Genomic DNA, 24968 nt, shown 5'->3' on the forward strand with positions numbered 1-24968 from the left:
TCGACGCGCCGGTACTGCGCCAGCGCTACCGCTACCGCCACCACGCCCCCTTGAGGAACGCCGTGGGCAACGGCTGGCACGAGGCCTGCGAGGAGCGCCTGCTGCAGGTCGGCCTGGACCCGCAGAGCCCGCAGGAGACGGAGCTGGAGCTCATCGTCTACGAACACCTGATCGACCCTGCCGACCCGTTCAGCCACGGCCGCCCGGCCCGCCAGGCCGTGACCCGCAACGGCGAGACCACCACCACCGCGTTCGCCTACCGCAAGCGCGCCGAAGCCCCGGGGCAAGGCGAGACGGTGCTGGTGACCGAGCAGACCATCACCGGCCATGACGGCGAGCAGAAGGTGCAGACCCTCGAGCACTCGATCCTGATCGGCGAGCCGCTGCTCAACTACGACGACAACGATGTGAAGATCCGCTACCAGTACGACGCCCTGCGCCGGGTGGTCAGCGAGACGGTGGCGCCGGGCGAGGAGCACGAGGCGACCCGTCACTATGCCTATACCCTCAGCTCCAGGGTGGGGCAGCAGGCCGAACAGCTGCGGGAGGATGTGAACGGGGTCGCCACGCGCACGGTGTTCGATGGCTTGAATCGCGCGGTGCAAGAGTACCGCCAGGATATCGACCATTTCTCGGCACAGGCGCAAGTGTATCGGCCGCTGTACCGCGCCAGCTACGATGCCTGGGGCCGCCTGCAGGCGCAGACGCTGATCGACTGGCTGGGCGCCGGGGACGATCAGGAGCTGCCGTTGACCAGCCAGTTTGACTACGACGACTGGGGGCAGCAATGCGCCGTCACTGGCCCCGATGGCGTGACGGCGTTCGAGCAGACCATCCCGGTCGGCAGCGGGGCGTTCGACGGGAAAATCATCGAGAGCTGGCGCGAAGGCTCTGCGGGGGCCAAGACCGGCAGGACCATCGTCTGGCAGAACCGTTTCGACCAGGTCGAGCGCAGCGAGCGCCGCGATGCCGCCAATCAGCTCGTCAGTCAGCAGGTAAACACCTATGACGGCCTGGGCAGGGTGGCCACGCAAAGCGTCGGCCTCAGCACATCGCCACGGGTGAACGCCTACCGTTACGACGCCTTCTCACGGAGTGTCGCCCATACCTTGCCCGACGGCTCCACGGTCGTTCGCGACTACGCCAGGCACAGCCGTGACGATCTGCCGGAAAGCATCGCGGTACATTCCGTTGGCCAGGAGCAGTTGCTGGGCACTCAAGAGTTCGATGGCCTTGATCGACTCAAGGTGTCGACCACCGGCGGGCGCAGGCAGGTCTACAGCTATTCGGCCGGCATGCTGCGCCCGAGCAGTGTCACGGTAGCCAGTGGCGATGTCATCGATTATGAGTACCTGCCTTTGCTGACCCAGAACCCGGTCAAACGCACCTTGCGCAGTAGCCGAACGGTCGTGCAGTCCACCGTCGACTTCACCTACAACAAGAAAAACGCCCGCCTGGAAGCCTGCGCCACGCCGAGCCAAACGTTCAGCCGCGAGTACTTCAGTACTGGACAGATCAGAACGGAATCACGCCAGCAGGGCGGTGGCTCCTATGAGATGGCGTACGCCTACAGCCATCGCGGCTTGCTGCTCGAGTACAAGGATGTGCAAGGCAACGTGCAGTATCACCAGTACGATGCGCAAGGGCGCCTGGCCAAGACCTGGTTGAACGACCTGGAGACCGAGTTCCAGTACGACGAGCTGGGGCGCATGCAGTCGTTCTCGACCAAGGCCGGCGATGTCAGCCTCGCCACGTTGCTGGAGTACGATGAATTCGATCGTGAAACCCGGCGCACCTTCATCATGGGCGATGCTACCCAGGTACTGGAGCAGGCCTATGACGATGTCGATGCCATGACCTCGCGCCATCTGTATGACGGCGCCAACGCCCAGGCGCCGTTGTTGCGGGGCGAAACCTATGAGTACGACGCGCGTCAGCGGTTGCAGACCTACACCTGCGTCGGTACCGAGCGGCCGCATGATCCGAATGGCAAGGGCATGATCACGGGCCAGCACTTCACCTTCGATGCGCTGGACAACATCCTCTCGGTCGAGACGACGCTGGAGAACCAGCGCTACCTGTCCACCTACGCCTTTGAAAATGAGCACGACCCGGTCCAGCTGACATCGATCACCCATGATTTCGAGGACGCCAGGATCCAGCTGGCCTATGACAGCAACGGCAATCTGGTCCGGGATGAGCAGGGCAGAACGCTCGAATATGACGGCCTCAATCGTCTGCTCAGTGTTACCGCGCCCGCCAGTGGCGAGGTATTGGCGACCTATGAGTACGATGGGCAGGACATTCTGACGATCGCCAGCGGCGAGCAGCGTTTCATTCGTGGCGACGAGATCGTCGGGATCGTGTCGGATGAGGGGCACCACACCTTCTTCAGGGGCGGTGGGCAGGTCCTCGCAGAGCAGCAGGATGATGGAACGTCTATCGGGAATGGAGGTGGCCAATGACAGGCAAACAGCGAGCAGTGATCCTGGCTTGCCTGGTGGCGGTGGGAGTATCGCTCATCGTGATGCTGGAAATGGCCGGCCCCATCGCCACGAAGCCGCAGATCAACGTGGGCAGATTGTTGATGCGGGAAAACAAGATGGATGGTGATCACAACTGTGAGATCCCGCTCACGCGGACCAATGGTCGTGTCGAGATACGAATGGGTGATACCCGGTGCAAGGATGACGAAGTCTATTTCTACCGATTTGACAATGCGCCTTCGGCAGCATTGATCACGTTCTACGACAGCCCTGACTGTGTTCCGGAAAAGAAGTGGTCGTACACCTTGCGCATCACCCGCTATATCGTCAAGAGCGATGATTGGCTCGCGATCGATGGCCTGAAGGACAAGAAAAAGGGCGACAAGATCGACAACGGTGTCTACCTAGAGGATGGAGAAAACGATGGTGGTGATCAGGTGAAGGGAAAACTGTCCTGCGTGGTTATTAATTACTGAACCGATCACGCCTCGATCGTCAACGCCGCCCGTGGGCGGCGTTGTCATGCGTGCTCAGTTCACGCTGTCCGGGCCCGGTGCGCTCAGCAGCTGCTTTTCCAGGTGCCAGTCGAACGGCGCGCCGTCGCGTTCGGCCGCATAGCGGCGCTCTTCGAGCTCCTGGTACAGGGCCAGCTCCTCGTCTGGCATGAAATGCAGGCAGTCACCCCCGAAGAACCACAGCAGGTCGCGTGGCACCAGGTGGGCGATTTGCGGGTAGCGCTGGATCACCTGGCAGATCAGGTCCTGGCCCAGGTACTGGCTTTCCAGCGGGTCTTGCGGCAACAGGGTGAGCAGTTCGTCGAAGCGTTCGAGGAACAGGGCGTGGCTTTCCTCCGGGACCTGCTCGGCTTCACCCAGCGCGGCCAGGATGGTGCGCAGGTGGTGGAGCAGTTGCAGGTGGTATTCCAGGTGGGGGTTGGCCATGGCGGCGATCCTCGGGGTGGTTGAAACGGGGGGCGGAGTATACGCCGGTTTTACATAGGCTGGCAGCGCAGCTGCCGCTATCGCGGGGCAAGCCCGCTCCCACAACCTATTGTGGGAGCGGGCTTGCCCCGCGATAGCGGCCGACCAATGCTCAGCGCACTTTGCCAGTCTCGGGCAGCAGCACTGCCTTGTCGAACGCATCCACATCGATCACCACCCGCCGCGCCTGCTCGGCCTGGCGCAGGCGCTGGCCTTCTTCCGCCTGCAATACGCCGGTTTCGATGGCGGCGTCGATCACCGACTGCCCTGGTGCTACCTGCACCTTGCCTTCTTTGATTGCCTGGTGCAGCGCCTTGTGCAGCGGGGCGGCATCGTCGAGCAGGTCGCAGGCGGTCTGCAACGCGGCCACCGGGTCGCCATCGGCCTCGGGCCTGAAGCACCCCGCCAGCAGCTCTTCCAGCGCCGGATCGCCCTTGCCCCGACCGATCAGCGCCGCCACCTCGGCATCCAGCTCATCGCTCGGCCCGGTATGCCGGCGGCCGAATGGGAACACCAGTATGCGCAGGGCACAGCCGAGGAAACGGTTGGGGAAGTTGTCGAGCAGCGCGTCCAGGGCTTTCTCCGCCTGGCCCAGGCTTTCTTCCAGGGCCCAACGCAGCAACGGCTGCATGTGCTCGGGCGAGCCGAGGTCGTGATAGCGCTTGAGCGCGGCGCTGGACAGGTACAGGTAGCTGAGCACATCGCCCAGCCGGGCACTGAGGCGTTCGCGGCGTTTTAGCGCGCCGCCGAGCAACATCATCGACAGGTCGGCCAGCAGGGCGAACGCCGCGGCCTGGCGGTTGAGGGCGCGGAAATAGCCCTGGCTCAGGGCATCGCCCGGGACCTTCTCGAAGTGCCCGAGGCCCAGGCCCAGCACCAGGGTGCTGGCGGCATTGCCGGCGGCGAACAGGATGTGCTGCAGCAGCAGGTCGTCGAACTCCTTGAGCGCCTGGTCGTGATCTTCGCGCCCGGCCAGGGCCATTTCCCTGAGCACGAACGGATGGCAGCGGATCGCGCCCTGGCCGAAGATCATCAGGTTGCGCGAGAGGATGTTGGCCCCTTCGACGGTGATGAAGATCGGCGCGCCTTGCCAGTTGCGGCCCAGGTAGTTGCTCGGGCCCATGATGATGCCCTTGCCGCCATGCACGTCCATGGCGTGCTGGATGCACTCGCGGCCACGTTCGGTGAGGTGGTACTTGAGGATCGCCGACAGCACCGAGGGTTTTTCGCCCAGGTCCACGGCCTTGGCCGTGAGCAGGCGGGCGCTGTCCATCAGCCAGGCGTTGCCGCCGATGCGCGCCAAGGACTCTTGAATGCCTTCGAAGGCGGCCAGCGGCACGTTGAACTGTTCGCGCACGCGGGCGTACTGGCCGGTGACCAGGCTGGTGTACTTGGCCGCGCCCGTGCCGACCGCCGGCAGGGAGATCGAGCGGCCCACCGACAGGCAGTTCATCAGCATCATCCAGCCCTTGCCGAGCATGGCCTGGCCGCCGATCAGCAAGTCCAGCGGCACGAACACGTCCTTGCCGCTGTTGGGACCGTTCATGAAGGCCGCGCCCAGGGGCAGATGGCGCTTGCCGATATCCACGCCAGGGGTGTCGGTGGGGATCAGCGCCAGGCTGATGCCCAGCTCGGTCTGCTCGCCCAGCAGGTGATCCGGGTCATATGCCTTGAAGGCCAGGCCCAGCAGGGTGGCCACCGGGCCGAGGGTGATGTAGCGCTTTTCCCAGTTCAGGCGCAGGCCGATGACTTCCTCGCCGTTCCACTGGCCCTTGCAGATGACGCCGGTGTCGGGCATGGCCCCGGCGTCGGAGCCGGCCAGCGGGCCGGTAAGGGCGAAGCAGGGGATGTCGTCGCCACGGGCCAGGCGCGGCAGGTAGTGGTCGCGCTGTTCATCGGTGCCGTAGTGCAGCAGCAGTTCGGCCGGGCCCAGCGAGTTGGGCACCATCACCGTGGAGGCCAGGTCGCCGCTGCGGGTGGCCAGTTTCATCGCCACTTGGGAGTGGGCGTAGGCCGAGAAGCCCTTGCCGCCGTATTGCTTGGGGATGATCAGGGCGAAGAAACCGTGCTGCTTGATGAAGTCCCAGGCTTGCGGCGGCAGGTCCAGGTCCTGGCCGATCTGCCAGTCGCTGACCATGGCGCACAGCTGCTCGGTGGGGCCATCGATGAAGGCCTGTTCTTCCTCGGTGAGCCTGGGGGCGTCGTAGTCGAGCAGGGTGTTCCAGTCGGGGCGGCCGCTGAACAGGTGGCCATCCCACCACACGGTGCCGGCGTCGATGGCTTCGCGCTCGGTCTGCGACATCGGCGGCAGGGTGCGTTGGAACCAGCTGAACATGGGCGTGGTGAACAGCTTGCGGCGCATCTCGGGCAGGACGAAGAAGGCGGCCTTGATGGCGATCACCAGCCAGATCAGCGTCAGCAGCCAGCCCGGCGCGCTGCTGAACAGGCCCATGAGCAGGGTATAGGCGGCGATCGCCGCGAGGATCTGCAACGGCGCCAGGCGCCGATGCAGGAGATACGCGGCGCCTAGCACCAGGACCAGCAACCACAACAGCAGCATGATTCTTCCTCCTTGGAAGCGGGGTCGGGGGGCGATCCACAGAGCTTAGACGTGTTGGGGTGGATGGCCTGCCTAGGAAGTGACAGGGTGGGGCGCTGGGAGTTCGTTCGGTGACTGTCGATGGATCCTGGGGCTGCTGCGCAGCCCTATCGCGACACAAGGCCGCTCCTACAGGGATATGCGTACTCCTGTAGGAGCGGCCTTGTGTCGCGATAGGGCCGCAAAGCGGCCCCCGGGGTTCATGCGGTCTTCCGGTTCAACCCCACCTCCATGTCATCGATCAGCGCCTTGGCCATGGCGCTGAGGATCCGCGCCGAGCTGCCGGCCAGCAGGTCGCCTTCCATCTCGGCCTCGCAGGTCAGGTGGCGGATGCAGCCGAGCAGCACCGACAACTCGCTGAAGGCATCTTCGAACGCAACCCCCGGCTCGACCTTGAACAGGTCCAGGCAGGTGGTGCGGCCCGCGGTATGCCCGCGGCTCATGGCTGCACCTGCGGTTTGTGTTCGAGCAGGGCGCAGGCCAGTTGGCCGAGGTAGTCGCTGGCGGTGAACAGGCGCTCGCGGCATTCGCCGGGGGCGGTCTTGAAGTAGATATCGAGTACGTCGGAGATGGCACTGGCGACTTCGACGGCGGCGGCCATGGCTTCGTCGCGGGTGAGGGTGGGGCGGATGGTGATGAAGTGGGTGAGGCGAGGTGGGTCGGGAACGATCTTCTTCATGGGGTAACTCCAGTGCGTGACGGGAGCGGCCATCTCGATCTTTCTCACGGATGAGGGTGGCAGCCGTACGCGGGGTGAGAAACCGGTGCACTGAAGCCGGCCAGACCGAAGTCTGCCCGCGCAAGGCTGCCATAAAGCAAACGCCATGGCAGTGCAGGTCGGGTTCTCACACCCGGTCACCAAATGTGGCGACCCGGCGAAGTTATCCCTAGGGTATTTCCCCGACAACGCGGCAGCTTCCGGCAGGCGCGTAGGATAGTTCCCAAGCCTTGGCGGCTGAAGCATTTGGTTTCAGGTTCGGAAATATCTGACATAGATTTTTTGGGGGCTCTGGAGTGTTCGCCGAGAGAGATTCTGCGCCTGGGAGATCGAGCGCCGCCCGCGCGGCGCATCGCGACGCAAGGCCGCTCCTACATTTGTTTCGGGCCAGTCAATCCTGTGCCATTACCTGGTCCGCCTTGTTTGCACGACGCGGTTTCAGCGTGAGCACCACTGCCGCCTCGCCTGTCTCAAGACATGCACCAAGGCGGGCAACCATGGCCTGACAGGTTCGGCACGTTGCAACAAATGTAGGAGCGGCCTTGCGTCGCGATGCGCCGCGCGGGCGGCGCTCGATCTCGAACACTCTACAAAGCTATCGTCGAACTTGGCGCTCGATCTCGAACACGCTACAAAGCTATCGTCGAACTTGGAGTAGACTGTCCCCCCTCCGCATTCATAAGGACGTTGCCATGCTGAAGATCTGGGGCCGCAAGAACTCGAGCAATGTGCGCAAGGCGCTATGGATCGCCCACGAACTGGGCCTGGAATTCGAAGCCATCGACGCCGGTGGCGCCTTCGGCCTGGTCAACGAAGCCGATTACCGCGCTCTCAACCCCAACGGCCTGGTGCCGATGCTCGAAGACGGCGACCTGGTGCTGTGGGAGTCCAACGCCATCGTCCGCTACCTGTGCGCCGAGTACGGCGCCGAGCAGGGCTGGTACCTCGAAGACCCGCGCCAGCGCGCCCTGGCCGACAAGTGGATGGACTGGAACACCTCGTCCCTGGCCGGCCCGTTCCGCCCGCTGTTCTGGGGCATGGTGCGCACCCCCGATGACCAGCGCGACTGGGTGGCGATCAACGCCGCGCACAAGCAGTGCGCCAAGCTGTTGTCGATCGCCGACGCCACCCTGGCCAAGCAACCCTACCTCTCCGGCGAGCAGATCGGCATGGGCGACATCCCCCTGGGCAGCTTCATCTACGCCTGGTTCGAAATGCCCATCGAACGCCCGGCCATGTATCACCTCGAAGCCTGGTACGAGCGCCTCAAGCAGCGCCCGGCCTACCAGGCGGCGGTGATGACCGCCCTGACGTGATGCCACTTCGATAGTCATTATCAATAGATGTGACTGTACTTGTGCGGCCGGGCCTTGCACCATGGCCGCACTCACTGCGCCAGTGATTTTACCTGGCGTGTCCTGAACCTTTTTCTCGGTACCTGACCCGCTATGAGTTCCGCCCTGTCCATTCGACAGCTGACCAAGACCTACGGCAACGGTTTCCAGGCCCTCAAGGGCATCGACCTGGACGTTGCCGAGGGCGACTTCTTCGCTTTGCTCGGCCCCAACGGCGCCGGCAAGTCCACCACCATCGGCATTCTCTCGACCCTGGTGAACAAGACCAGCGGTACGGTCAACGTGTTCGGTCACGACCTGGACCGCGAGCCTGCGGCGCTCAAGCGCTGCCTGGGCGTGGTGCCGCAGGAGTTCAACTTCAACCAGTTCGAGAAGACCTTCGACATCGTCGTCACCCAGGCCGGCTACTACGGTATCCCGCCCAAGCTGGCCAAGGAGCGCGCCGAGCAGTACCTCACCCAGCTCGGGCTGTGGGACAAGCGCGATGTGCAGTCACGCTCGCTGTCCGGCGGCATGAAACGCCGGCTGATGATCGCCCGAGCGCTGATCCACGAGCCGCGCCTGCTGATCCTCGACGAGCCGACCGCCGGGGTGGACATCGAGCTGCGCCGTTCGATGTGGAGCTTCCTCACCGAGCTCAACCAGAAGGGCATCACCATCATCCTCACCACCCATTACCTCGAAGAGGCCGAGCAGCTGTGCCGCAACATCGGCATCATCGACCACGGCACCATCGTCGAGAACACCAGCATGCGCCAGCTGCTGGGCAAGCTGCATGTCGAGACTTTCGTGCTCGATCTCAAGCAGGACCTGCCCGCCGCGCCTGAGCTGCAGGGCTACCCGTGCCGGTTGATCACCCCGCACACCCTGGAGGTGCAGGTGGACAAGGACATCGGCATCACCGCGCTGTTCAGCCAACTGGCGCTGAAGAGCATCGAAGTGCAGAGCCTGCGCAACAAGACCAACCGACTCGAGGAGCTGTTCGTGTCCCTGGTGGAAAAGAACCTGTCGAAGGTGGCCGTATGAGCGTGGAGCTGCGCACCAACTGGGTCGCCCTGAACACCATCGTCTACCGTGAAGTGCGGCGCTTCTTGCGTATCTGGCCGCAGACCCTGCTGCCGCCGGCGATCACCATGGTCCTGTACTTCGTGATCTTCGGTAACCTGATCGGCCGGCAGATCGGCGACATGGGTGGTTTCACCTACATGGAGTACATCGTCCCGGGGCTGATCATGATGTCGGTGATCACCAACTCCTACGGCAACGTGGTATCGAGCTTCTTCGGCAGCAAGTTCCAGCGCTCCATCGAGGAGCTGATGGTCTCGCCGGTATCACCGCACACCATCCTCGTCGGCTATGTGCTGGGCGGTGTGCTGCGCGGGCTGGCGGTGGGGGTGATCGTGACCATCCTGTCGCTGTTCTTCACCCACTTGCAGGTGCATCACCTGGGCGTGACCATCGTCGTGGTGCTGCTGACCGCGACCATCTTCTCGCTGCTGGGCTTCGTCAACGCGGTATTCGCGCGCAACTTCGACGATATCTCGATCATCCCGACCTTCGTGCTGACGCCGCTGACCTACCTGGGCGGGGTGTTCTATTCGATCAACCTGCTGCCGCCGTTCTGGCAGACCGTGTCGCTGGCCAACCCGGTGCTGCACATGGTCAACTCGTTCCGCTACGGCATCCTAGGGGTGTCGGACATCAGTATTGGCACGGCGATCAGCTTCATGCTGGTGGCTACCGCGCTGCTCTACCTGCTGTGCGTTCGCCTGCTGGTCAGCGGCCGTGGCATGCGTGCGTAGGCAGCGGCATTGGCGCCGGCGCCACTGCCGGCCCACCCACCAGCGCCAGTAGCCCATGGTGGTGAAGTAGGCGAGCACGCCGAGCACCACCCCGCACACCACCGAACCCAGCAGGAATGGCTGCCAGATCGTCGCCAGCTGGTCGGTGACCCAGTCGACGGTGATTTCGTCGGGCAGCGTGCGCGGCGGCACCTGCATCAGCCAGGCGCCGGTCATGTAGGTGACGAAGAACACCGGCGGCATGGTCAGCGGATTGGTCAGCCACACCAGGCTCACCGCGATCGGCAGGTTGCCGCGCACCGGAATCGCCAGGGCGGCGGCCAGCAGCATCTGCATGGGAATGGGGATCAACGCCGCGAACAGGCCGACGCCCATGGCCCGTGCCACCGAATGGCGATTCAGGTGCCAGAGATTGGGGTCGTGCAGCAGCTTGCCGAAAAAGCGTAACGACTTGTGTTCGCGGATGCTGGTCGGGTCCGGCATGTAGCGTTTGAACAGACGGCGCGGCATGTGGGCTCCCGGCAGGGTCGAAGGGCGTAAGTATGCCTTGATTGAAGCGCAGGCTCGTTCAGAGTTTGTGACAATTGTTTAGCAGAATTTCCCTGCCAATCGGCTAAGCCTCAGGGGCGTTTTCGCTTCTGGAGCTCTATCTCATGCGCACAGGGATGCTTGCGTTGGTGCTCGGGCTGTTGAGCCTGCGCTTTTTGCCCGTTCTGCCACCGGTCGGATGGTTGATTGCCTCATCGTTGCTGGCCCTGGCCAGCCTGCGTACGCGGGCCTGGCCGGTGGGTTGCTTCGTACTGGGTGGCTGCTGGGCCTGCTGGTCGGCGCAGCAGGCCCTGGATGATCGCCTGGCGCAGGCCCTGGAGGGCCGCACGGTATGGCTTGAAGGGACGGTGGCGGGCTTGCCGGCCCGCACCGAGCAAGGCGTGCGCTTCGAGCTGGTGCACGGCGAGTCGCGGCGTGGGCAGCTGCCGCAGCGTCTGCAGTTGAGCTGGTTCGCCGGGCCACAGTTGCGGCCCGGCGAACGTTGGCGCCTGGCGGTCAACCTGCGGCGGCCCCATGGCTTGCTCAACCCCCATGGCCCGGATCGGGAGGTGACCTTGCTGGCGCGGCGCATCGGCGCCACCGGCACGGTCAAGGCCGGGGAACGTCTGGAAACGGTGGCTGCCGGCTGGCGTGATGCCATCCGTCAACGCCTCATGCGGGGCGATAGCGAAGGACGCTCAGCGGCACTGGTGGCGCTGGTGCTGGGCGATGGCAGCGGTTTGGCGCGTGAGGACTGGCAGACCCTGCAGGCCACTGGCACGGTGCATCTGTTGGTGATCTCCGGGCAGCATATCGGCCTGCTGGCCGGGCTGGTCTATGGGGTGGTGGCGGGGCTGGCGCGACTGGGCGGGTGGCCGCGCAGGCTGCCCTGGCTGCCCTGGGCGAGCGGGCTGGCGATGCTGGCCGCGCTTGGCTATGGCGCGCTGGCCGGATTCGGCGTGCCGGTGCAGCGGGCCTGCCTGATGCTGGCGGTGGTACTGCTATGGCGCCTGCGCTTTCGCCATCTGGGCGCCTGGACGCCGCTGTTGCTGGCCGCGCTCGGCGTGCTGCTGGTCGAACCACTGGCGAGCCTGTTGCCGGGGTTCTGGTTGTCGTTCAGCGCCGTGGCGGTGCTGGTGCTGTGTTTTTCCGCCCGGCTGGGTGCGTGGCGGCCTTGGCAGGCCTGGAGCCGTGCCCAATGGGTGATTGCGGTGGGGTTGTTGCCGGTGTTGCTGGCGCTGGGATTACCCATCAGTCTCAGCGCCCCTCTGGCCAATCTGTTGGCCGTGCCCTGGCTCAGCCTGGGCGTGCTGCCGTTGGCGTTGCTGGGTACTGCCTTGTTGCCGGTGCCTGGGTTGGGGGAGGGGTTGCTGTGGTTGGCCGGGCTGTCGCTGGACGGGTTGTTCGGCGCGCTGGCGCAGATCGCGGAGTTTCAGCCAGCCTGGGTTCCCGAACCACTGCCGGTGTGGGCCTGGATGCTGGTCTGCCTGGGCGCTGTGCTGGTGCTGTTGCCCCGTGGCGTGCCGTTGCGCGCACCGGGCGCAGTGATGCTGCTGGCGCTGTGGGTGCCCCGCGAACAGGTGCCGTTGGGCGAGGTCGAGGTGTGGCAGCTGGATGTCGGCCAGGGCCTGGCAGTGCTATTGCGTACGCGTCACCACACGCTGTTGTACGACGCTGGCCCCGCCCGAGGCGCGAGCGACCTGGGCGAGAGCGTGGTGTTGCCGACCTTGCGCAAGCTCGGGGTGAGGCACTTGGACCTGATGCTGATCAGCCATGGGCACGCCGATCATGCCGGTGGCGCGGCAGCGGTGGGGCGCGGAGTACCGGTGGCGCGGGTTCTGGCCGGCGAGGTCGCCGGGTTGGCGGACGCGTCGCTGTGCGCCAGTGGCGAGCGGTGGCAGTGGGATGGCGTCGATTTCGAGCTCTGGCACTGGCCTGCCGGCGCATCCAGCAACGAGCGGTCCTGCGTGCTACGGGTACAGGCCAAAGGGGAGCGTCTGTTGCTGGCGGGCGATATGGAGGCCGGCGCGGAGCGCGCCTGGCTGGCGACCACCGACGATCCACGGGTGGATTGGCTGCAGGCGCCGCACCATGGCAGCCGTACGTCCTCGAGCGAGGCGTTCATCCAGGCCATGGCGCCGCGTGGGGTGATGATTTCCCGGGGGCGGCACAATGGCTTCGGGCATCCCCATGCTCAGGTGATCGAGCGCTATCGGCGGCATGCGGTGGTGGTGCATGACACGGCGGTGGAGGGGGCGTTGCGGTTGATGCTGGGGAGTCAGGGTGGGGTGGCGGGTGCGCGCAGGGAGCGGCGGTTCTGGCGGGAGACAGGGGATTGAGCCGGGGGGCGCTTTGCGCCCCTTTCGCGGCACAAGGCCGCTCCTACCCCCCTGTAGGAGCGGCCTTGTGCCGCGAAAGGGCTGCAAAGCAGCCCCTGGGTCAACACAGCAATTCCCTGACCTCCGGCAGATGAGCCACAGGCGCGCCTATGGTAGAGTGGCGGCCTTTTTCCAAGGGGTGCTTACTGTGTGGGAATTGGTCAAGTCCGGTGGCTGGATGATGCTGCCGATCATCCTGAGCTCCATCGCCGCCATGGCGATCGTCGTCGAGCGTCTGTGGACCCTGCGCGCCAGCCGTGTCACCCCGCCGCACCTGCTGGGCCAGGTGTGGATGTGGATCAAGGACAAGCAACTCACCAGTGACAAGCTCAAGGCCCTGCGCGCCGATTCACCGCTGGGCGAGATCCTCGCCGCGGGCCTGGCCAACTCGCGCCACGGCCGCGAAATCATGAAAGAGTGCATCGAGGAAGCCGCCTCGCGAGTCATTCACGAGCTGGAACGCTACATCAGCACCCTCGGCACCATCGCCGCCATGGCCCCGCTGCTGGGCCTGCTGGGCACCGTGCTGGGCATGATCGATATCTTCAGCGCCTTCATGGGCTCGCAGATGACCGCCAACGCCGCCGTGCTGGCCGGTGGCATCTCCAAGGCCCTGGTCACCACCGCGGCCGGCCTGATGGTCGGTATCCCGGCTGTGTTCTTCCACCGCTTCCTGCTGCGCCGCATCGATGAACTGGTGGTGGGCATGGAACAGGAAGCGATCAAGCTGGTGGAAGTGCTGCAGGGCGACCGCGAAGTGGAAGTGGCCGGAGGCAAGGCGTGAAGTTTCGGCGCAACCGCCAGCGCGAGAGCGTCGACATCAACCTGGCATCGCTGATCGACGTGGTGTTCGTGCTGCTGCTGTTCTTCGTGGTCACCACCACCTTCACCCGCGAGACCCAGCTGCGCGTCGAGCTGCCCGAGGCCAGCAGCGCCGCGCCGGCGCAGCCCGATGACGGCAAGCTGATCGAGGTCACCATCAGCGCCGATGGCGTGTACTCGGTGAACAATCACCTGCTGCCCAAGAGCGACCTGGCCACCCTGAGCGAGGCGATCGAGAAGGAATCCGCTGGCGACATCACCCTGCCGCTGGCCATCAGCGCCGACGGCAAGACCCCGCACCAGGCCGTGATCACCGCAATGGACGCAGCCGGCAAGCTCGGCTTCAGCAAGTTGCGCATGACCACCGTCGAGGCCGCGCAGGGCAAACCTTGATGGCCTTCGCCGACCGTCTGCTCGCCGCCTGGTACGCCGGGCACCCGGCACTGGCCCTGCTGCGTCCGCTGGAGGCGCTGTACCGCCGCGTGGTGACGCGCAAGCGCGCGCGCTTCCTCAGCGGCGAAAGCCCCAGCTACCGCGCCCCGGTACCGGTGATCGTGGTGGGCAACATCACCGTCGGCGGCACCGGCAAGACGCCGATGATCCTCTGGCTGATCGAGCACTGCCGTCGGCAGGGGCTCTCCGTCGGCGTGGTCAGCCGTGGCTATGGCGCCAAGCCGCCGCGGTACCCCTGGCGTGTCAATGCCGACCAGCGCGCCGAGCAGGCCGGCGACGAACCCTTGCTGATCGTCCAGCGCACCGGCGTGCCGCTGGTGATCGACCCCGACCGTTCCCGCGCGGTGCAGGCCCTGCTGGCCAGCGACGCGCCGGACCTGATCCTGTGCGACGACGGCATGCAGCACTACCGCCTGGCCCGCGACCTGGAGCTGGTGCTGATCGACGCCGCGCGGGGCCTGGGCAACCGCCGCTGCCTGCCGGCCGGCCCTTTGCGCGAGCCGGCCGAGCGCCTGCAGGAGGCCGACGCGGTGCTGTTCAACGGCGCTGAGGCCGACCGCAACGATGGCTTCGCCTTCCGCCTGCAACCCTCGGTGCTGATCAACCTGCGCAGCGGCGAGCGTCGCGATCTCGACCTGTTCCCGCCTGGCCAGGCCCTGCATGCCGTGGCCGGCATCGGCAATCCGCAACGTTTCTTCAACACCCTGCTGGGGCTACACTGGCAGCCGGTGCCGCACCCCTTCGCCGACCATGCGCCCTACAGCCGCGAGGTGCTGTCGTTCAGCCCGCCGCTGCCGCTGGTGATGACCGAGAAGGATGCGGTGAAATGCCGGCCCTTCGCCGCCGATGACTGGTGGTACCTGGCGGTCGACGCCGTGCCGACGCCCGCGTTCAGCGCCTGGTTCGACGCCCAGCTCGATCGCCTGCTGCCCGGCCGCCCCTGAGCCTTTTTCATTTTCCGTCGCAAGGACACCTCCATGGACACCAAACTGCTCGATATCCTGGCCTGCCCGATCACCAAGGGCCCGCTCAAGCTCAGCGCCGACAAGACCGAGCTGATCAGCAAGGGCGCGGGCCTGGCCTATCCGATCCGCGACGGCATCCCGGTGATGCTGGAGAGCGAGGCGCGCACCCTGACCGACGAAGAGCGCCTGGACAAATGAGCCTGGATTTCACCGTGGTGATTCCCGCCCGGCTGCGCTCCACGCGTCTGCCGGGCAAGCCATTGCTGCCGATCGCCGGCAAGCCGATGGTCCAGCATGTGTGGGAGCAGGCGCGCAAGAGCGGTGCCAGCCGCGTAGTCATCGCCACCGACGATGCCAGCATCGTCGAGGCCTGCCGGGCGTTTGGCGCCGAGGTGCTGCTGACCCGCGCCGACCATGAGTCGGGCACCGATCGCCTGGCCGAGGTGGCCGCCCAACTGGGCCTGGCCGCCGATGCCATCGTGGTCAACGTGCAGGGCGACGAGCCGCTGATTCCGCCGGTGATCATCGACCAGGTGGCGGCCAACCTGGCCGCGCACCCGGAAGCCGGCATCGCCACCCTGGCCGAGCCGATCCACGCCCCGGAAACCATCTTCAACCCCAACGCGGTCAAGGTGGTCAGCGACAAGCACGGCCTGGCCCTGACCTTCAGCCGCGCGCCGCTGCCCTGGGCCCGCGACGCCTTCGCCAAGAGCCGCGACCCGTTGCCGGAGGGCGTGCCTTATCGCCGCCATATCGGCATGTACGCCTACCGCGTGGGCTTCCTCCAGGACTTCGTCGCCTGGGGCCCGTGCTGGCTGGAGCAGACCGAATCGCTGGAGCAGCTGCGTGCCCTGTGGCACGGCGTGCGCATCCATGTCGCCGACGCCATCGAGGCCCCGGCCGTGGGCGTGGATACCCCTGAAGACCTGGAGCGCGTACGGCGCTTGCTGGAGGCCTGATGCGCGTCCTGTTCGTCTGCCTCGGCAATATCTGCCGCTCGCCGACCGCCGAAGGCGTGCTGCGCCACCAGCTGGAGGCCGCAGGCCTGGGTGATGTGGTGCAGGTGGCCTCCGCCGGCACGGGTGACTGGCATGTGGGCAAGGCGCCCGACAGCCGTACCTGCAAGGCCGCCCTGGCCCGTGGCTACGACCTGTCGCGCCAGCGCGCCCAGCAGGTCAAGGCGGCGCACTTCGCCGAGTACGACCTGGTCCTGGCCATGGACAAGAGCAACCTGGGCAACCTGCAGGCCTTGCGCCCGCACAACGCCAAGGGCGAGCTCGACCTGTTTCTGCGCCGCTATGGCGCCGCCCTGGACGAAGTGCCGGACCCTTACTACGGCGGTGCCGAGGGCTTCGAGCAGGTTTTGGACCTGATCGAGGCGGCCTGTCGCGAGCTGGTCGTGGAAATCAAGGGGCGGTTATGACGGCGCATTGGCAGGAGCGCGTGTCGCTCAAGCCCTACAACACCTTCGGTATCGATGTCAGTGCCCGCTACTTCACCCAGGTGCATGACGACGACGAAGCCCGCCAGGCCCTGGCCCTGGCCGCCGAGCGGCAGGTGCCGGTGCTGGTGATCGGCGGCGGCAGCAACCTGCTGCTGTCCCGCGATGTCGAGGCCCTGGTGCTGCACATGGCCAGCCGTGGCCGCCGCCTGCTCAGCGATGATGGCGAGCGGGTGGTGGTGGAGGCCGAGGCCGGCGAGCCTTGGCATCCGTTCGTGCAGTGGAGCCTTGGGCAGGGGCTGTGCGGGTTGGAAAACCTCAGCCTGATCCCCGGCACCGTGGGCGCCGCGCCGATGCAGAACGTCGGTGCCTACGGCGTGGAGATCAAGGATGTGTTCGCCGGCTTGACCGCGCTGGACCGCGAGACCGGCGAGCTGCGGGATTTCTCGCTGGAAGAGTGCGCGTTCGGCTATCGCGACAGCCTGTTCAAGCGCAACCCCGGGCGCTGGCTGATCCTGCGCGTGCGCTTTGCCTTGAGCCGCACCTTGCAGGCACACCTGGACTACGGCCCGGTGCGTCAGCGCCTGGCGGAGCAGGGCGTCGAGCAGCCGACCGCGCAGGCGATCAGCGACGCGATCTGCAGTATCCGTCGGGAGAAACTGCCGGATCCGGCTGAGCTGGGTAACGCCGGGAGCTTCTTCAAGAACCCTGTGGTGTCCGCTGAATTGGCCGAGCGTATCCGTGCCGAGCATCCTGGTGTGGTGGCCTATCCCCAGGCCGATGGCCGGGTGAAACTGGCGGCGGGCTGGCTGATCGAGCAGGCGGGGTGGAAAGGCTATCGCGATGGCGATGCCGGGGTGCACCGCTTGCAGTCGCTGGTGCTGGTGAACTACGGCCAGGCGAGCGGGGCGCAGTTGCATGCGCTGGCTCGGCGGATCCGGGCGGATATCCTCGAGCGCTTCGGGGTTGAGCTGGAGATGGAGCCGAACCTGTACTGATTGCGTGGCCGGCGCGCACTCTGTGGGAGCGGCTTTAGCCGCGAAGCAAGCGACGCGGTGGATGGCACCGGCTTTGCCGGTGTTCGCGGGCAAGCCCGCTCCCACAGGTCCCTGCTAAATCAATAGGTTATGGGCAAGGCCGGTGACATCCAAATCGGTAAAGAAAAAGCCCCGCCAGTTCGCACTGGCGGGGCTTTTTCATTCAGCCAAGGCTATCAACCGTGATGAGGCTTGTGCTCGTCAGCGGTTTCCAGGGCTTCGGCCGGGGCAGCCTGGGCGGCGGCCAGGGCAGCGGCGGCTGCTTCGGCTTCACGCTTGCGGCGACGCACTTCACGCGGATCGTTCGGCGCACGGCCGTTCGGCAGCATGATGGTGGACGGCTCGACCGGCGTTTCTTCGGCAACCACGGCTGGCGTAGGCTCGGCCACCGGGGCTTCGACCACTTCAGGCTGGGCTTCGACGGCTTCGACCACTGGAGCAGGCTGCTCGGCGACTGGCGCCTCGACTTCGACCGCTTCGGCAACCGGCGCCTTGTCGATCTCGTCCGCTTCCACCGCAGGGGCTTCCACGACAGCTACAGGCTCGACAGCTGCCTCGACAACGGCGGTCGGCTGCTGGGCGGCGGCTTCTTCAACCACAGGCTGCGGCGCCACTTCGACGACAGGCTCGATGCTCGGCTCGGCGGCGACCACAGGCTCGCTGACAGGCTGCTCGACCACTGGGGCAATGGCGACCTGCTCGGCCACGACTTCGGTGATTTCCACCTGGGTCTCGGCGACAGCCGCGCTGGCGCGTTCGGCCTGCTGGTTGGCTTCGACTTCGGCGCTGACGCTGATGTTGCTGGTGGCAACGGCGGCGATGACGGCAGTGCCGGCGGCCAATTCGGCACCCAGCTCGGTGGCCTGGTGCTGTTGTGGCTGCTCTTCACCGGCGTCTTCGTCGCCGCCTTCGATCAGCTCGCCATTGGCGTTGCGCTGGCGCTCACGACGGTTGCTGCGACGACGCTGGCCACGGGAGCGGCGGCGTGGACGCTCGCCATCGGCGCCTTCCTGCTCGTCCTGCAGCAGCTCTTCGTTCGGCAGTTGCTCCTCGGCAAGCTCCACGGCCTGTTCAGCGGCCTGCACTTCAGGGCGCAGCTGGCGCTCTTCGCGAGGGGCGCGTTCTTCACGCGGGGCACGTTCTTCGCGAGGGGCACGCTCTTCGCGAGGGGCACGCTCTTCACGTGGTGCACGCTCTTCGCGAGGTGCTCGTTCCTCACGCGGTGCGCGTTCTTCGCGCGGTGCACGCTCTTCACGTGGGGCGCGCTCTTCGCGGGCTACACGTTCTTCACGTGGCGCACGCTCTTCACGCGGGGCGCGTTCTTCGCGGGCGGCCGGTGCGGCGTCCAGCGGCTCGCGCAGTTCGCGCACGCGCTCTTCGCGGTTGCCGCGGCGATCTTCACGCGGCTGGCGCGGTTGACGCTCTTCACGTGGCGCGCGCTCTTCACGCGGGGCACGCTCTTCGCGAGGCTGACGCTCTTCGCGCGGGGCGCGCTCTTCGCGTGGCTTGCGGTCTTCTTCGCGACGACCGTTGCGGTTGCGGCTCTGCTGGCGACCGTTACGGCGCTCTTCGTTGCGTGGCGAGCGCTCGGTGGCTGGCTTCTCGGTGGTTGCGGCCGGTGCGGCGGCAGGCTCTTCCTTGCCGGCGAACAGGCTGACCAGCGATTTGACCAGGCCCTTGAACAGGCTTGGCTCGGCGGCGGCAGGGGCGGCGACCGGCGCGACAGGGGCCGGCTGCTCTTCAGCGGTGGCCGGTACCGGGGCGTTGGCGCGGGCCGGCGCGGTCTTGACCGCGGCTTCCTGGCGCACCAGGGTGCGGGTGGCGGTCGGCTGCGGCGCTTCTTCGGTCTCGGTCGAGGCGATCTCGTAGCTGGACTGGTTGTTCAGCACGTCCGGGTTGTCGTCGCGCAGGCGCTGGACTTCGAAGTGCGGGGTTTCCAGGTGATCGTTCGGCAGGATGATGATGCGTGCGCGAGTGCGCAGTTCGATCTTGGTGATCGAGTTGCGTTTCTCGTTGAGCAGGAAAGCGGCCACCGGGATTGGCACCTGGGCGCGCACTTCGGCGGTGCGGTCCTTCAGTGCTTCTTCCTCGATCAGGCGCAGGATCGCCAGCGACAGCGACTCGACGTCACGGATGATGCCGGTGCCGGAACAGCGCGGGCAGACGATGCCGCTGCTTTCGCCCAGCGAGGGGCGCAGGCGCTGACGGGACATCTCCAGCAGGCCGAAGCGCGAGATGCGGCCCACCTGCACGCGGGCACGGTCGGCCTCGAGGCACTCACGCACGCGTTCTTCGACGGCGCGCTGGTTCTTGGCCGGGGTCATGTCGATGAAGTCGATGACGATCAGGCCGCCGATATCACGCAGGCGCAGCTGGCGGGCGATCTCTTCGGCCGCTTCCAGGTTGGTCTGCAGGGCGGTCTCTTCGATGTCGCTGCCTTTGGTGGCGCGCGCCGAGTTGATGTCGATGGACACCAGGGCTTCAGTCGGGTCGATGACGATCGAGCCGCCGGATGGCAGGTCGACCACGCGCTGGAAGGCGGTCTCGATCTGGCTTTCGATCTGGAAGCGGTTGAACAGCGGCACGCTGTCTTCGTACAGCTTGACCTTGCTGGCGTACTGCGGCATCACCTGGCGGATGAAGGTCAGGGCTTCTTCCTGGGCATCGATGCTGTCGATCAGCACTTCGCCGATGTCCTGGCGCAGGTAATCGCGGATGGCGCGGATGATGACGTTGCTTTCCTGGTAGATCAGGAACGGCGCGGCGCGGTCTTGCGAGGCTTCCTTGATGGCGGTCCACAGCTGCAGCAGGTAGTCGAGGTCCCACTGCATTTCTTCGCTGCTGCGGCCCAGGCCTGCGGTGCGCACGATCAGGCCCATGTCGCCCGGAACGGTCAGGCCGTTCAGCGCTTCGCGCAGTTCGTTGCGCTCTTCGCCTTCGATGCGGCGCGAGATGCCACCGGCGCGTGGGTTGTTGGGCATCAGCACCAGGTAGCGGCCGGCCAGGCTGATGAAGGTGGTCAGGGCGGCGCCTTTGTTGCCGCGCTCTTCCTTCTCGACCTGGACGATGACTTCCTGGCCTTCGCTCAGGACTTCCTTGATGTTGACCCGGCCTTCAGGGGCTTTCTTGAAGTACTCGCGGGAGATTTCCTTCAGCGGCAGGAAGCCGTGACGTTCGGAGCCGAAGTCGACGAAGGCGGCTTCGAGGCTGGGCTCGATCCGGGTGATCTTGCCTTTGTAGATGTTGGCCTTTTTCTGCTCACGGGCGCCGGACTCGATGTCCAGGTCGTAGAGACGTTGGCCGTCCACCAGGGCTACACGCAACTCTTCGGGCTGAGTTGCGTTAATCAGCATTCTTTTCATGTTGTACCGTCGGTTTCCGGGCTGCCGGAAACGGCGTGCGGCACACACGACTTCTCATGGTCGGTGCCAAGGTGCGCAAAGGGTGGCGGGCCACCCCCGTGTCTGGCGACGTTCGGCACCAGCCGGTTGCCCAGCCTGCCGTTGTCGCGACGACGCGTCCTGTTTTGCGGTGCCAAAAGACCTGTCGAGCTTTTCGAAGGTTATCCGAATCAATCGAGCGGGCCTGGTGCACTCAGTCAGGAGGAGGAATCAACCGGTCGTCCGTGGACGCCACGAGGGCGTCTGTTCAGGACCTTGTCCGCTCATCGCCCGTTGAGTGGGGCGCTGGGGCGGGTTCGGTGCCACACGGTCCGAGGGCTGTACATCTCCACCCTGCACGTATCCCTTGAAAATTCGGTGCTGCCGCGCGCTGAATCCGCAACGGGTTGCATTTTTCGCCAGCCCAGTACCGGGCTGGCGCCATAACATATCCAAGGCAGGTATTTCCGAAGCATTCGCCCGAATGCGCGGAAACGACGGTGGCGGGCAGAGGTACGGCGAAAAGAAGCGGGTAAGCAGGTGAAACACCGCACTTGTCGTTTTTTTTCGGTCTTCTCTACACAGCGCTGGTGGCGATTCCAGGCATTTAGTTAAACTGGCGAACGCTCCGTAGGACGGCCTCGCGTCCTCGGGAATTGCGATGGTCAGGGCCGGCGTAGAGCCTGGTGCCGCTGGCCTGCCGCTTTTGGCGGCGTTCGCGACTATAGCAGCAATGATTAAGTGCTTCAATTCCATAAAAAATTGTTATGATCCCGCCATGACGACCAATACCCCCCCGACTTCCGGCGTTCAGCTGATCGAAGTCCCGCCGGAGCTTGCCGGCCAGCGCATCGACAATTTCCTCATCACGGCCCTCAAGGGCGTGCCCAAGACCTTGGTCTACCGCATCCTGCGCAAGGGTGAGGTACGGGTCAACAAGGGGCGGATCAAGCCCGAATACAAGCTGCAGGCCGGCGATATCGTGCGCGTGCCGCCGGTGCGCCTGCCCGAGCGCGACGAGCCGGCGCCGGTGGCCCAGGGGCTGCTGCAGCGCCTTGAAGCGGCCATTGTCTACGAGGACAAGGCGCTGATCGTGATGAACAAGCCGGCCGGCATCGCCGTGCATGGCGGCAGCGGCCTGAGCTTTGGCGTGATCGAGGCGCTGCGCCAGTTGCGCCCGGACGCCAAGGAGCTGGAGCTGGTGCATCGCCTGGATCGCGACACCTCGGGCCTGCTGATGATCGCCAAGAAGCGCAGCATGCTGCGCCACCTGCATGCCGCGCTGCGTGGCGATGGCGTGGACAAGCGCTACATGGCGCTGGTGCGCGGCCACTGGCCGACCGCGAAGAAGCAGGTCAACGCGCCGTTGCAGAAGAGCAACCTGCGTTCCGGCGAGCGTATGGTCGAAGTCAACGACGAGGGCAAGGAGGCGCTGACGATGTTTCGCGTGCTGCGCCGCTTCGGCGAGTTCGCCACCATCGTCGAGGCGCGGCCGATCACCGGGCGTACCCACCAGATCCGCGTGCATACCCTGCATGCCGGGCACATGATCGCCGGCGACAGCAAGTATGGCGATGAAGACTTCACTCGCGAGATTCGCGAGCTGGGTGGCAAGCGTCTGTTCCTGCATGCCTACCAGCTGACCGTGCCGCTGCCCGATGGTGGCGAGCTCAAGCTCGAGGCACCGGTGGACGAGATGTGGGCCAAGACCATCGAGCGACTGGCGTCCTGAGCCATGAATAAAAGTTATGACCTGCTGATCTTCGACTGGGACGGCACCCTGGCCGATTCCATCGGGCGCATCGTCGAGGCCATGAACGTGACCGCCGGGCGTGCCGGCGAGGCCGCCAGCAGCGACGAGGCGATCAAGGGCATCATCGGCCTGGCGCTGGGGGAGGCGATCGCCACCCTGTATCCGCACCTCGATGCAGCGCAGGTCGAGGCCTTCCGTCAGCACTATGCCGACGTCTACATGGCGCTGGACCAGCAGCCGTCGCCGTTGTTCGATGGCGTGGTCGAGTCGCTGGAAGCGTTCCGTGCCGAGGGGTATCGTCTGGCGGTGGCCACCGGCAAGGCGCGGCGCGGTCTGGATCGGGTGCTCAAGGCCAATGGCTGGGAAAGCTATTTCGACATCACCCGGGCTGCCGACGAAACCCGTGGCAAGCCGCATCCGCTGATGCTCGAAGAAATTCTCGCCCATTGCCGGATCGAACCCGGGCGGGCGCTGATGGTCGGAGATTCGGCGTTCGACTTGCAGATGGCCAGCAACGCCGGCATGCACTCGGTGGCGGTCGGCTATGGCGCCATGCCGCTCCAGGCCTTGGCGGAGTTCGGGCCGCAGGTGTGCATCGATCATTTCTCTCAATTGCGCGAATGGTTGAATTCGCGTGGTGCAAATTCCAAGGTAGGTAAGCATGGCTGACGAGTGGAAAGCCCCCGAGTCCGAGGACAACGAAGAGCGCAAAAGCTGGAAACTGCTGGAGAAGACCTTGCTGGCCGGTGTCCAGGAGCAGCGCCGGGCGCGGCGCTGGGGGATCTTTTTCAAGCTGCTGACCTTTGTTTACCTGTTCGGCATCCTGTTCCTGTTCACGCCGTTGATGGATGTGGACAAGGCGGCCTCGCGTGGCGGCAACCATACCGCGCTGGTCGAGGTGCGCGGGGTGATCGCCGACCAGGAGCCGGCCAGCGCCGACAATATCGTCAAGAGCCTGCGCGAGGCGTTCAAGGATCCGAAGACCAAGGCCGTGGTCATGCGCATCAACAGTCCGGGCGGCAGTCCGGTGCAGGCGGGCTACGTGTATGACGAGATTCGTCGCCTGCGCGCCGAGTACCCGGCCATCAAGCTGTATGCGGTGATCGCCGACCTGGGCGCGTCCGGGGCCTACTACATCGCCAGCGCCGCCGACGAGATCTATGCCGACAAGGCCAGCCTGGTCGGTTCCATCGGTGTTACTGCGGCCGGTTACGGCTTTGTCGGGACCATGGACAAGCTGGGGGTGGAGCGTCGCACCTACACGGCCGGTGAGCACAAGGCGTTCCTCGATCCGTTCTCGCCGCAGAAGCCCGAGGAGACCGCGTTCTGGCAGGGCGTGCTGGACACCACGCATCGCCAGTTCATCGCCATGGTCAAGCAGGGGCGGGGCGAGCGGTTGAAGGACAAGGAGCATCCGGAGCTGTTCAGCGGGCTGATCTGGTCTGGCGAGCAGGCCAAGGCGCTGGGGCTGGTGGATGGGCTGGGCAGTGCCAGCTATGTCGCCCGCGACATCGTGGGCGAGAAGGAGCTGGTGGACTTCACTGTGCAGGAGTCGCCGTTCGATCGCTTCTCCAAGCGCATCGGTGCCAGCGTGGCCGAGCGCCTGGCGCTGTACATGGGGTTCCAGGGGCCTTCTCTGCGTTGAGCTGAGTCATTGTTGCTCAAGGTGCTTGGCGTTGGATTTGTAGTGTCTGTGAGATCGAGCGCCGCCCGCGCGGCGCAAGGCCGCTCCTACATTTGTTGCAACGTACCAAGCCTGTCAGGCCATGGTTGCCCGCCTTGGTGCCTGTCTTGAGACAGGCGAGGCGGCAGTGGTGCTCACGCTGAAACCGCGTCGTGCAAACAAGGCGGACCAGGTAATGGCACGGGATTGACTGGCCCGAAACAAATGTAGGAGCGGCCTTGCGTCGCGATGCGCCGCGCGGGCGGCGCTCGATCTGATAGGCGCTGCAAGGGTTGCGTCGGGCACTTGGTGGCCCTCGCCAGTCTATAGCTCCCGCGCCCAGAGACCTTGAAAGGGTTGATGCTCAAGGCACCTGCACGCCTTCCTTGTGCAGCATGTCCACCAGTCTAATCAGCGGCAGCCCGATCAGGCTCGTGGCATCACAGCCATGGGTGCTCTGGAACAGGCTGACCCCCAATCCCTCCGCCTTGAAGCTGCCGGCGCAGTCCAGTGGCTGTTCGGTCGCCACGTAGCGCTCCACGCGCTCGCGATCCAGCTCGCGCATCGTCACGGTAAACGGCACGCAATCGACCTGGCAGTGGCCGGTG

Annotated in this window: 22 protein-coding genes and 1 pseudogene; 16 read left to right on the top strand and 7 right to left on the bottom strand. The window is 65.5% G+C overall.

Annotation, left to right across the window (positions count from 1 at the left end):
* Both N5D48_RS18945 and N5D48_RS18950 read left to right on the top strand, forming a co-directional pair.
* Positions 1 to 2465: pseudogene (locus tag N5D48_RS18945) on the top strand (sugar-binding protein); the annotation flags it as partial.
* Positions 2462 to 2962: a hypothetical protein gene (locus tag N5D48_RS18950; RefSeq protein ID WP_279887135.1), complete on the top strand. Its 501-nt coding sequence runs from the start codon at positions 2462 to 2464 to the stop codon at positions 2960 to 2962. The pseudogene N5D48_RS18945 and the gene N5D48_RS18950, both read left to right, overlap by 4 nt.
* A gap of 54 nt (positions 2963 to 3016) precedes the next feature.
* On the opposite strand, the gene N5D48_RS18955 is transcribed toward N5D48_RS18950, so the two are convergent.
* The 4 genes from N5D48_RS18955 to N5D48_RS18970 form a co-directional block, all read right to left on the bottom strand.
* Positions 3017 to 3427, bottom strand: a complete 411-nt coding sequence (locus N5D48_RS18955) for a PA2817 family protein (RefSeq protein ID WP_279887136.1) — start codon at positions 3425 to 3427, stop codon at positions 3017 to 3019.
* A gap of 151 nt (positions 3428 to 3578) precedes the next feature.
* Entirely contained in the window at positions 3579 to 6026 is a 2448-nt protein-coding gene (locus N5D48_RS18960) for an acyl-CoA dehydrogenase (protein ID WP_279887137.1), read from the bottom strand.
* 239 nt (positions 6027 to 6265) lie between these two features.
* Positions 6266 to 6508, bottom strand: a complete 243-nt coding sequence (locus N5D48_RS18965; protein ID WP_186716208.1) for a DUF3077 domain-containing protein — start codon at positions 6506 to 6508, stop codon at positions 6266 to 6268.
* Positions 6505 to 6744, bottom strand: a complete 240-nt coding sequence (locus tag N5D48_RS18970) for a hypothetical protein (RefSeq protein ID WP_279887138.1) — start codon at positions 6742 to 6744, stop codon at positions 6505 to 6507. Before N5D48_RS18970 ends, N5D48_RS18965 begins: the two co-directional genes overlap by 4 nt.
* A 731-nt stretch (positions 6745 to 7475) precedes the next feature.
* Between N5D48_RS18970 and N5D48_RS18975 the strand changes: the two genes are divergently transcribed.
* The 3 genes from N5D48_RS18975 (at position 7476) to N5D48_RS18985 (ending at position 9940) form a co-directional block, all read left to right on the top strand.
* Positions 7476 to 8099: a glutathione S-transferase gene (locus N5D48_RS18975; protein WP_279887139.1), complete on the top strand. Its 624-nt coding sequence runs from the start codon at positions 7476 to 7478 to the stop codon at positions 8097 to 8099.
* A 132-nt stretch (positions 8100 to 8231) separates the two neighbouring features.
* Positions 8232 to 9164, top strand: a complete 933-nt coding sequence (locus tag N5D48_RS18980) for an ABC transporter ATP-binding protein (RefSeq protein WP_279887140.1) — start codon at positions 8232 to 8234, stop codon at positions 9162 to 9164.
* Entirely contained in the window at positions 9161 to 9940 is a 780-nt protein-coding gene (locus N5D48_RS18985; protein ID WP_028690974.1) for an ABC transporter permease, read from the top strand. The genes N5D48_RS18980 and N5D48_RS18985 overlap by 4 nt, the downstream gene beginning before the upstream one ends.
* Here N5D48_RS18985 and N5D48_RS18990 read toward each other — a convergent pair.
* Positions 9824 to 10450 (bottom strand): DUF2062 domain-containing protein, encoded by a 627-nt coding sequence (locus N5D48_RS18990; protein WP_279887141.1) that lies wholly within the window; start codon positions 10448 to 10450, stop codon positions 9824 to 9826. The two genes, N5D48_RS18985 and N5D48_RS18990, sit on opposite strands and share 117 nt — an antisense overlap.
* Positions 10451 to 10593: 143 nt before the next feature.
* Between N5D48_RS18990 and N5D48_RS18995 the strand changes: the two genes are divergently transcribed.
* From N5D48_RS18995 to murB, 8 genes are all read left to right on the top strand, one after another.
* Positions 10594 to 12807, top strand: a complete 2214-nt coding sequence (locus N5D48_RS18995) for a DNA internalization-related competence protein ComEC/Rec2 (RefSeq protein ID WP_279887142.1) — start codon at positions 10594 to 10596, stop codon at positions 12805 to 12807.
* A 187-nt stretch (positions 12808 to 12994) separates the two neighbouring features.
* Positions 12995 to 13630: a MotA/TolQ/ExbB proton channel family protein gene (locus tag N5D48_RS19000; RefSeq protein WP_028690976.1), complete on the top strand. Its 636-nt coding sequence runs from the start codon at positions 12995 to 12997 to the stop codon at positions 13628 to 13630.
* Entirely contained in the window at positions 13627 to 14061 is a 435-nt protein-coding gene (locus N5D48_RS19005) for a biopolymer transporter ExbD (protein ID WP_279887143.1), read from the top strand. Before N5D48_RS19000 ends, N5D48_RS19005 begins: the two co-directional genes overlap by 4 nt.
* A complete protein-coding gene (gene lpxK, locus N5D48_RS19010) occupies positions 14061 to 15065 on the top strand; it encodes a tetraacyldisaccharide 4'-kinase (RefSeq protein WP_279887144.1) in 1005 nt (334 codons plus the stop codon). The genes N5D48_RS19005 and lpxK overlap by 1 nt, the downstream gene beginning before the upstream one ends.
* Before the next feature lie 33 nt (positions 15066 to 15098).
* Positions 15099 to 15284: a Trm112 family protein gene (locus N5D48_RS19015; RefSeq protein WP_011532874.1), complete on the top strand. Its 186-nt coding sequence runs from the start codon at positions 15099 to 15101 to the stop codon at positions 15282 to 15284.
* Positions 15281 to 16045, top strand: a complete 765-nt coding sequence (gene kdsB, locus N5D48_RS19020) for a 3-deoxy-manno-octulosonate cytidylyltransferase (protein ID WP_279887145.1) — start codon at positions 15281 to 15283, stop codon at positions 16043 to 16045. Before N5D48_RS19015 ends, kdsB begins: the two co-directional genes overlap by 4 nt.
* Entirely contained in the window at positions 16045 to 16509 is a 465-nt protein-coding gene (locus N5D48_RS19025; RefSeq protein ID WP_110739310.1) for a low molecular weight protein-tyrosine-phosphatase, read from the top strand. Before kdsB ends, N5D48_RS19025 begins: the two co-directional genes overlap by 1 nt.
* Positions 16506 to 17525: a UDP-N-acetylmuramate dehydrogenase gene (gene murB, locus N5D48_RS19030; RefSeq protein WP_279887146.1), complete on the top strand. Its 1020-nt coding sequence runs from the start codon at positions 16506 to 16508 to the stop codon at positions 17523 to 17525. Before N5D48_RS19025 ends, murB begins: the two co-directional genes overlap by 4 nt.
* Before the next feature lie 215 nt (positions 17526 to 17740).
* Here murB and rne read toward each other — a convergent pair whose 3' ends face one another.
* Positions 17741 to 20926 (bottom strand): ribonuclease E, encoded by a 3186-nt coding sequence (gene rne, locus N5D48_RS19035; RefSeq protein ID WP_279887147.1) that lies wholly within the window; start codon positions 20924 to 20926, stop codon positions 17741 to 17743.
* A 796-nt stretch (positions 20927 to 21722) separates the two neighbouring features.
* Here rne and rluC point away from each other — a divergent pair.
* The 3 genes from rluC to N5D48_RS19050 are packed head-to-tail and all read left to right on the top strand — an operon-like array spanning position 21723 to position 24342.
* On the top strand, positions 21723 to 22676 hold the full coding sequence (gene rluC, locus N5D48_RS19040; protein ID WP_279887148.1) for a 23S rRNA pseudouridine(955/2504/2580) synthase RluC: 954 nt from the start codon (positions 21723 to 21725) through the stop codon (positions 22674 to 22676).
* A gap of 3 nt (positions 22677 to 22679) precedes the next feature.
* Positions 22680 to 23366, top strand: coding sequence for an HAD family hydrolase (locus tag N5D48_RS19045; RefSeq protein WP_279887149.1), 687 nt, complete (start codon positions 22680 to 22682; stop codon positions 23364 to 23366).
* Complete coding sequence (locus N5D48_RS19050) at positions 23359 to 24342, top strand: S49 family peptidase (protein WP_279887150.1); 984 nt, start codon at positions 23359 to 23361, stop codon at positions 24340 to 24342. Before N5D48_RS19045 ends, N5D48_RS19050 begins: the two co-directional genes overlap by 8 nt.
* Positions 24343 to 24724: 382 nt before the next feature.
* Here the strand turns inward: N5D48_RS19050 and N5D48_RS19055 are convergent.
* On the bottom strand, positions 24725 to 24968 hold a 244-nt coding region (locus tag N5D48_RS19055; protein ID WP_279887151.1), incomplete at its 5' end, for a Maf family protein.

This window comes from Pseudomonas sp. GD03858 (assembly GCF_029840925.1).
Classification (GTDB): Bacteria; Pseudomonadota; Gammaproteobacteria; order Pseudomonadales; family Pseudomonadaceae; genus Aquipseudomonas.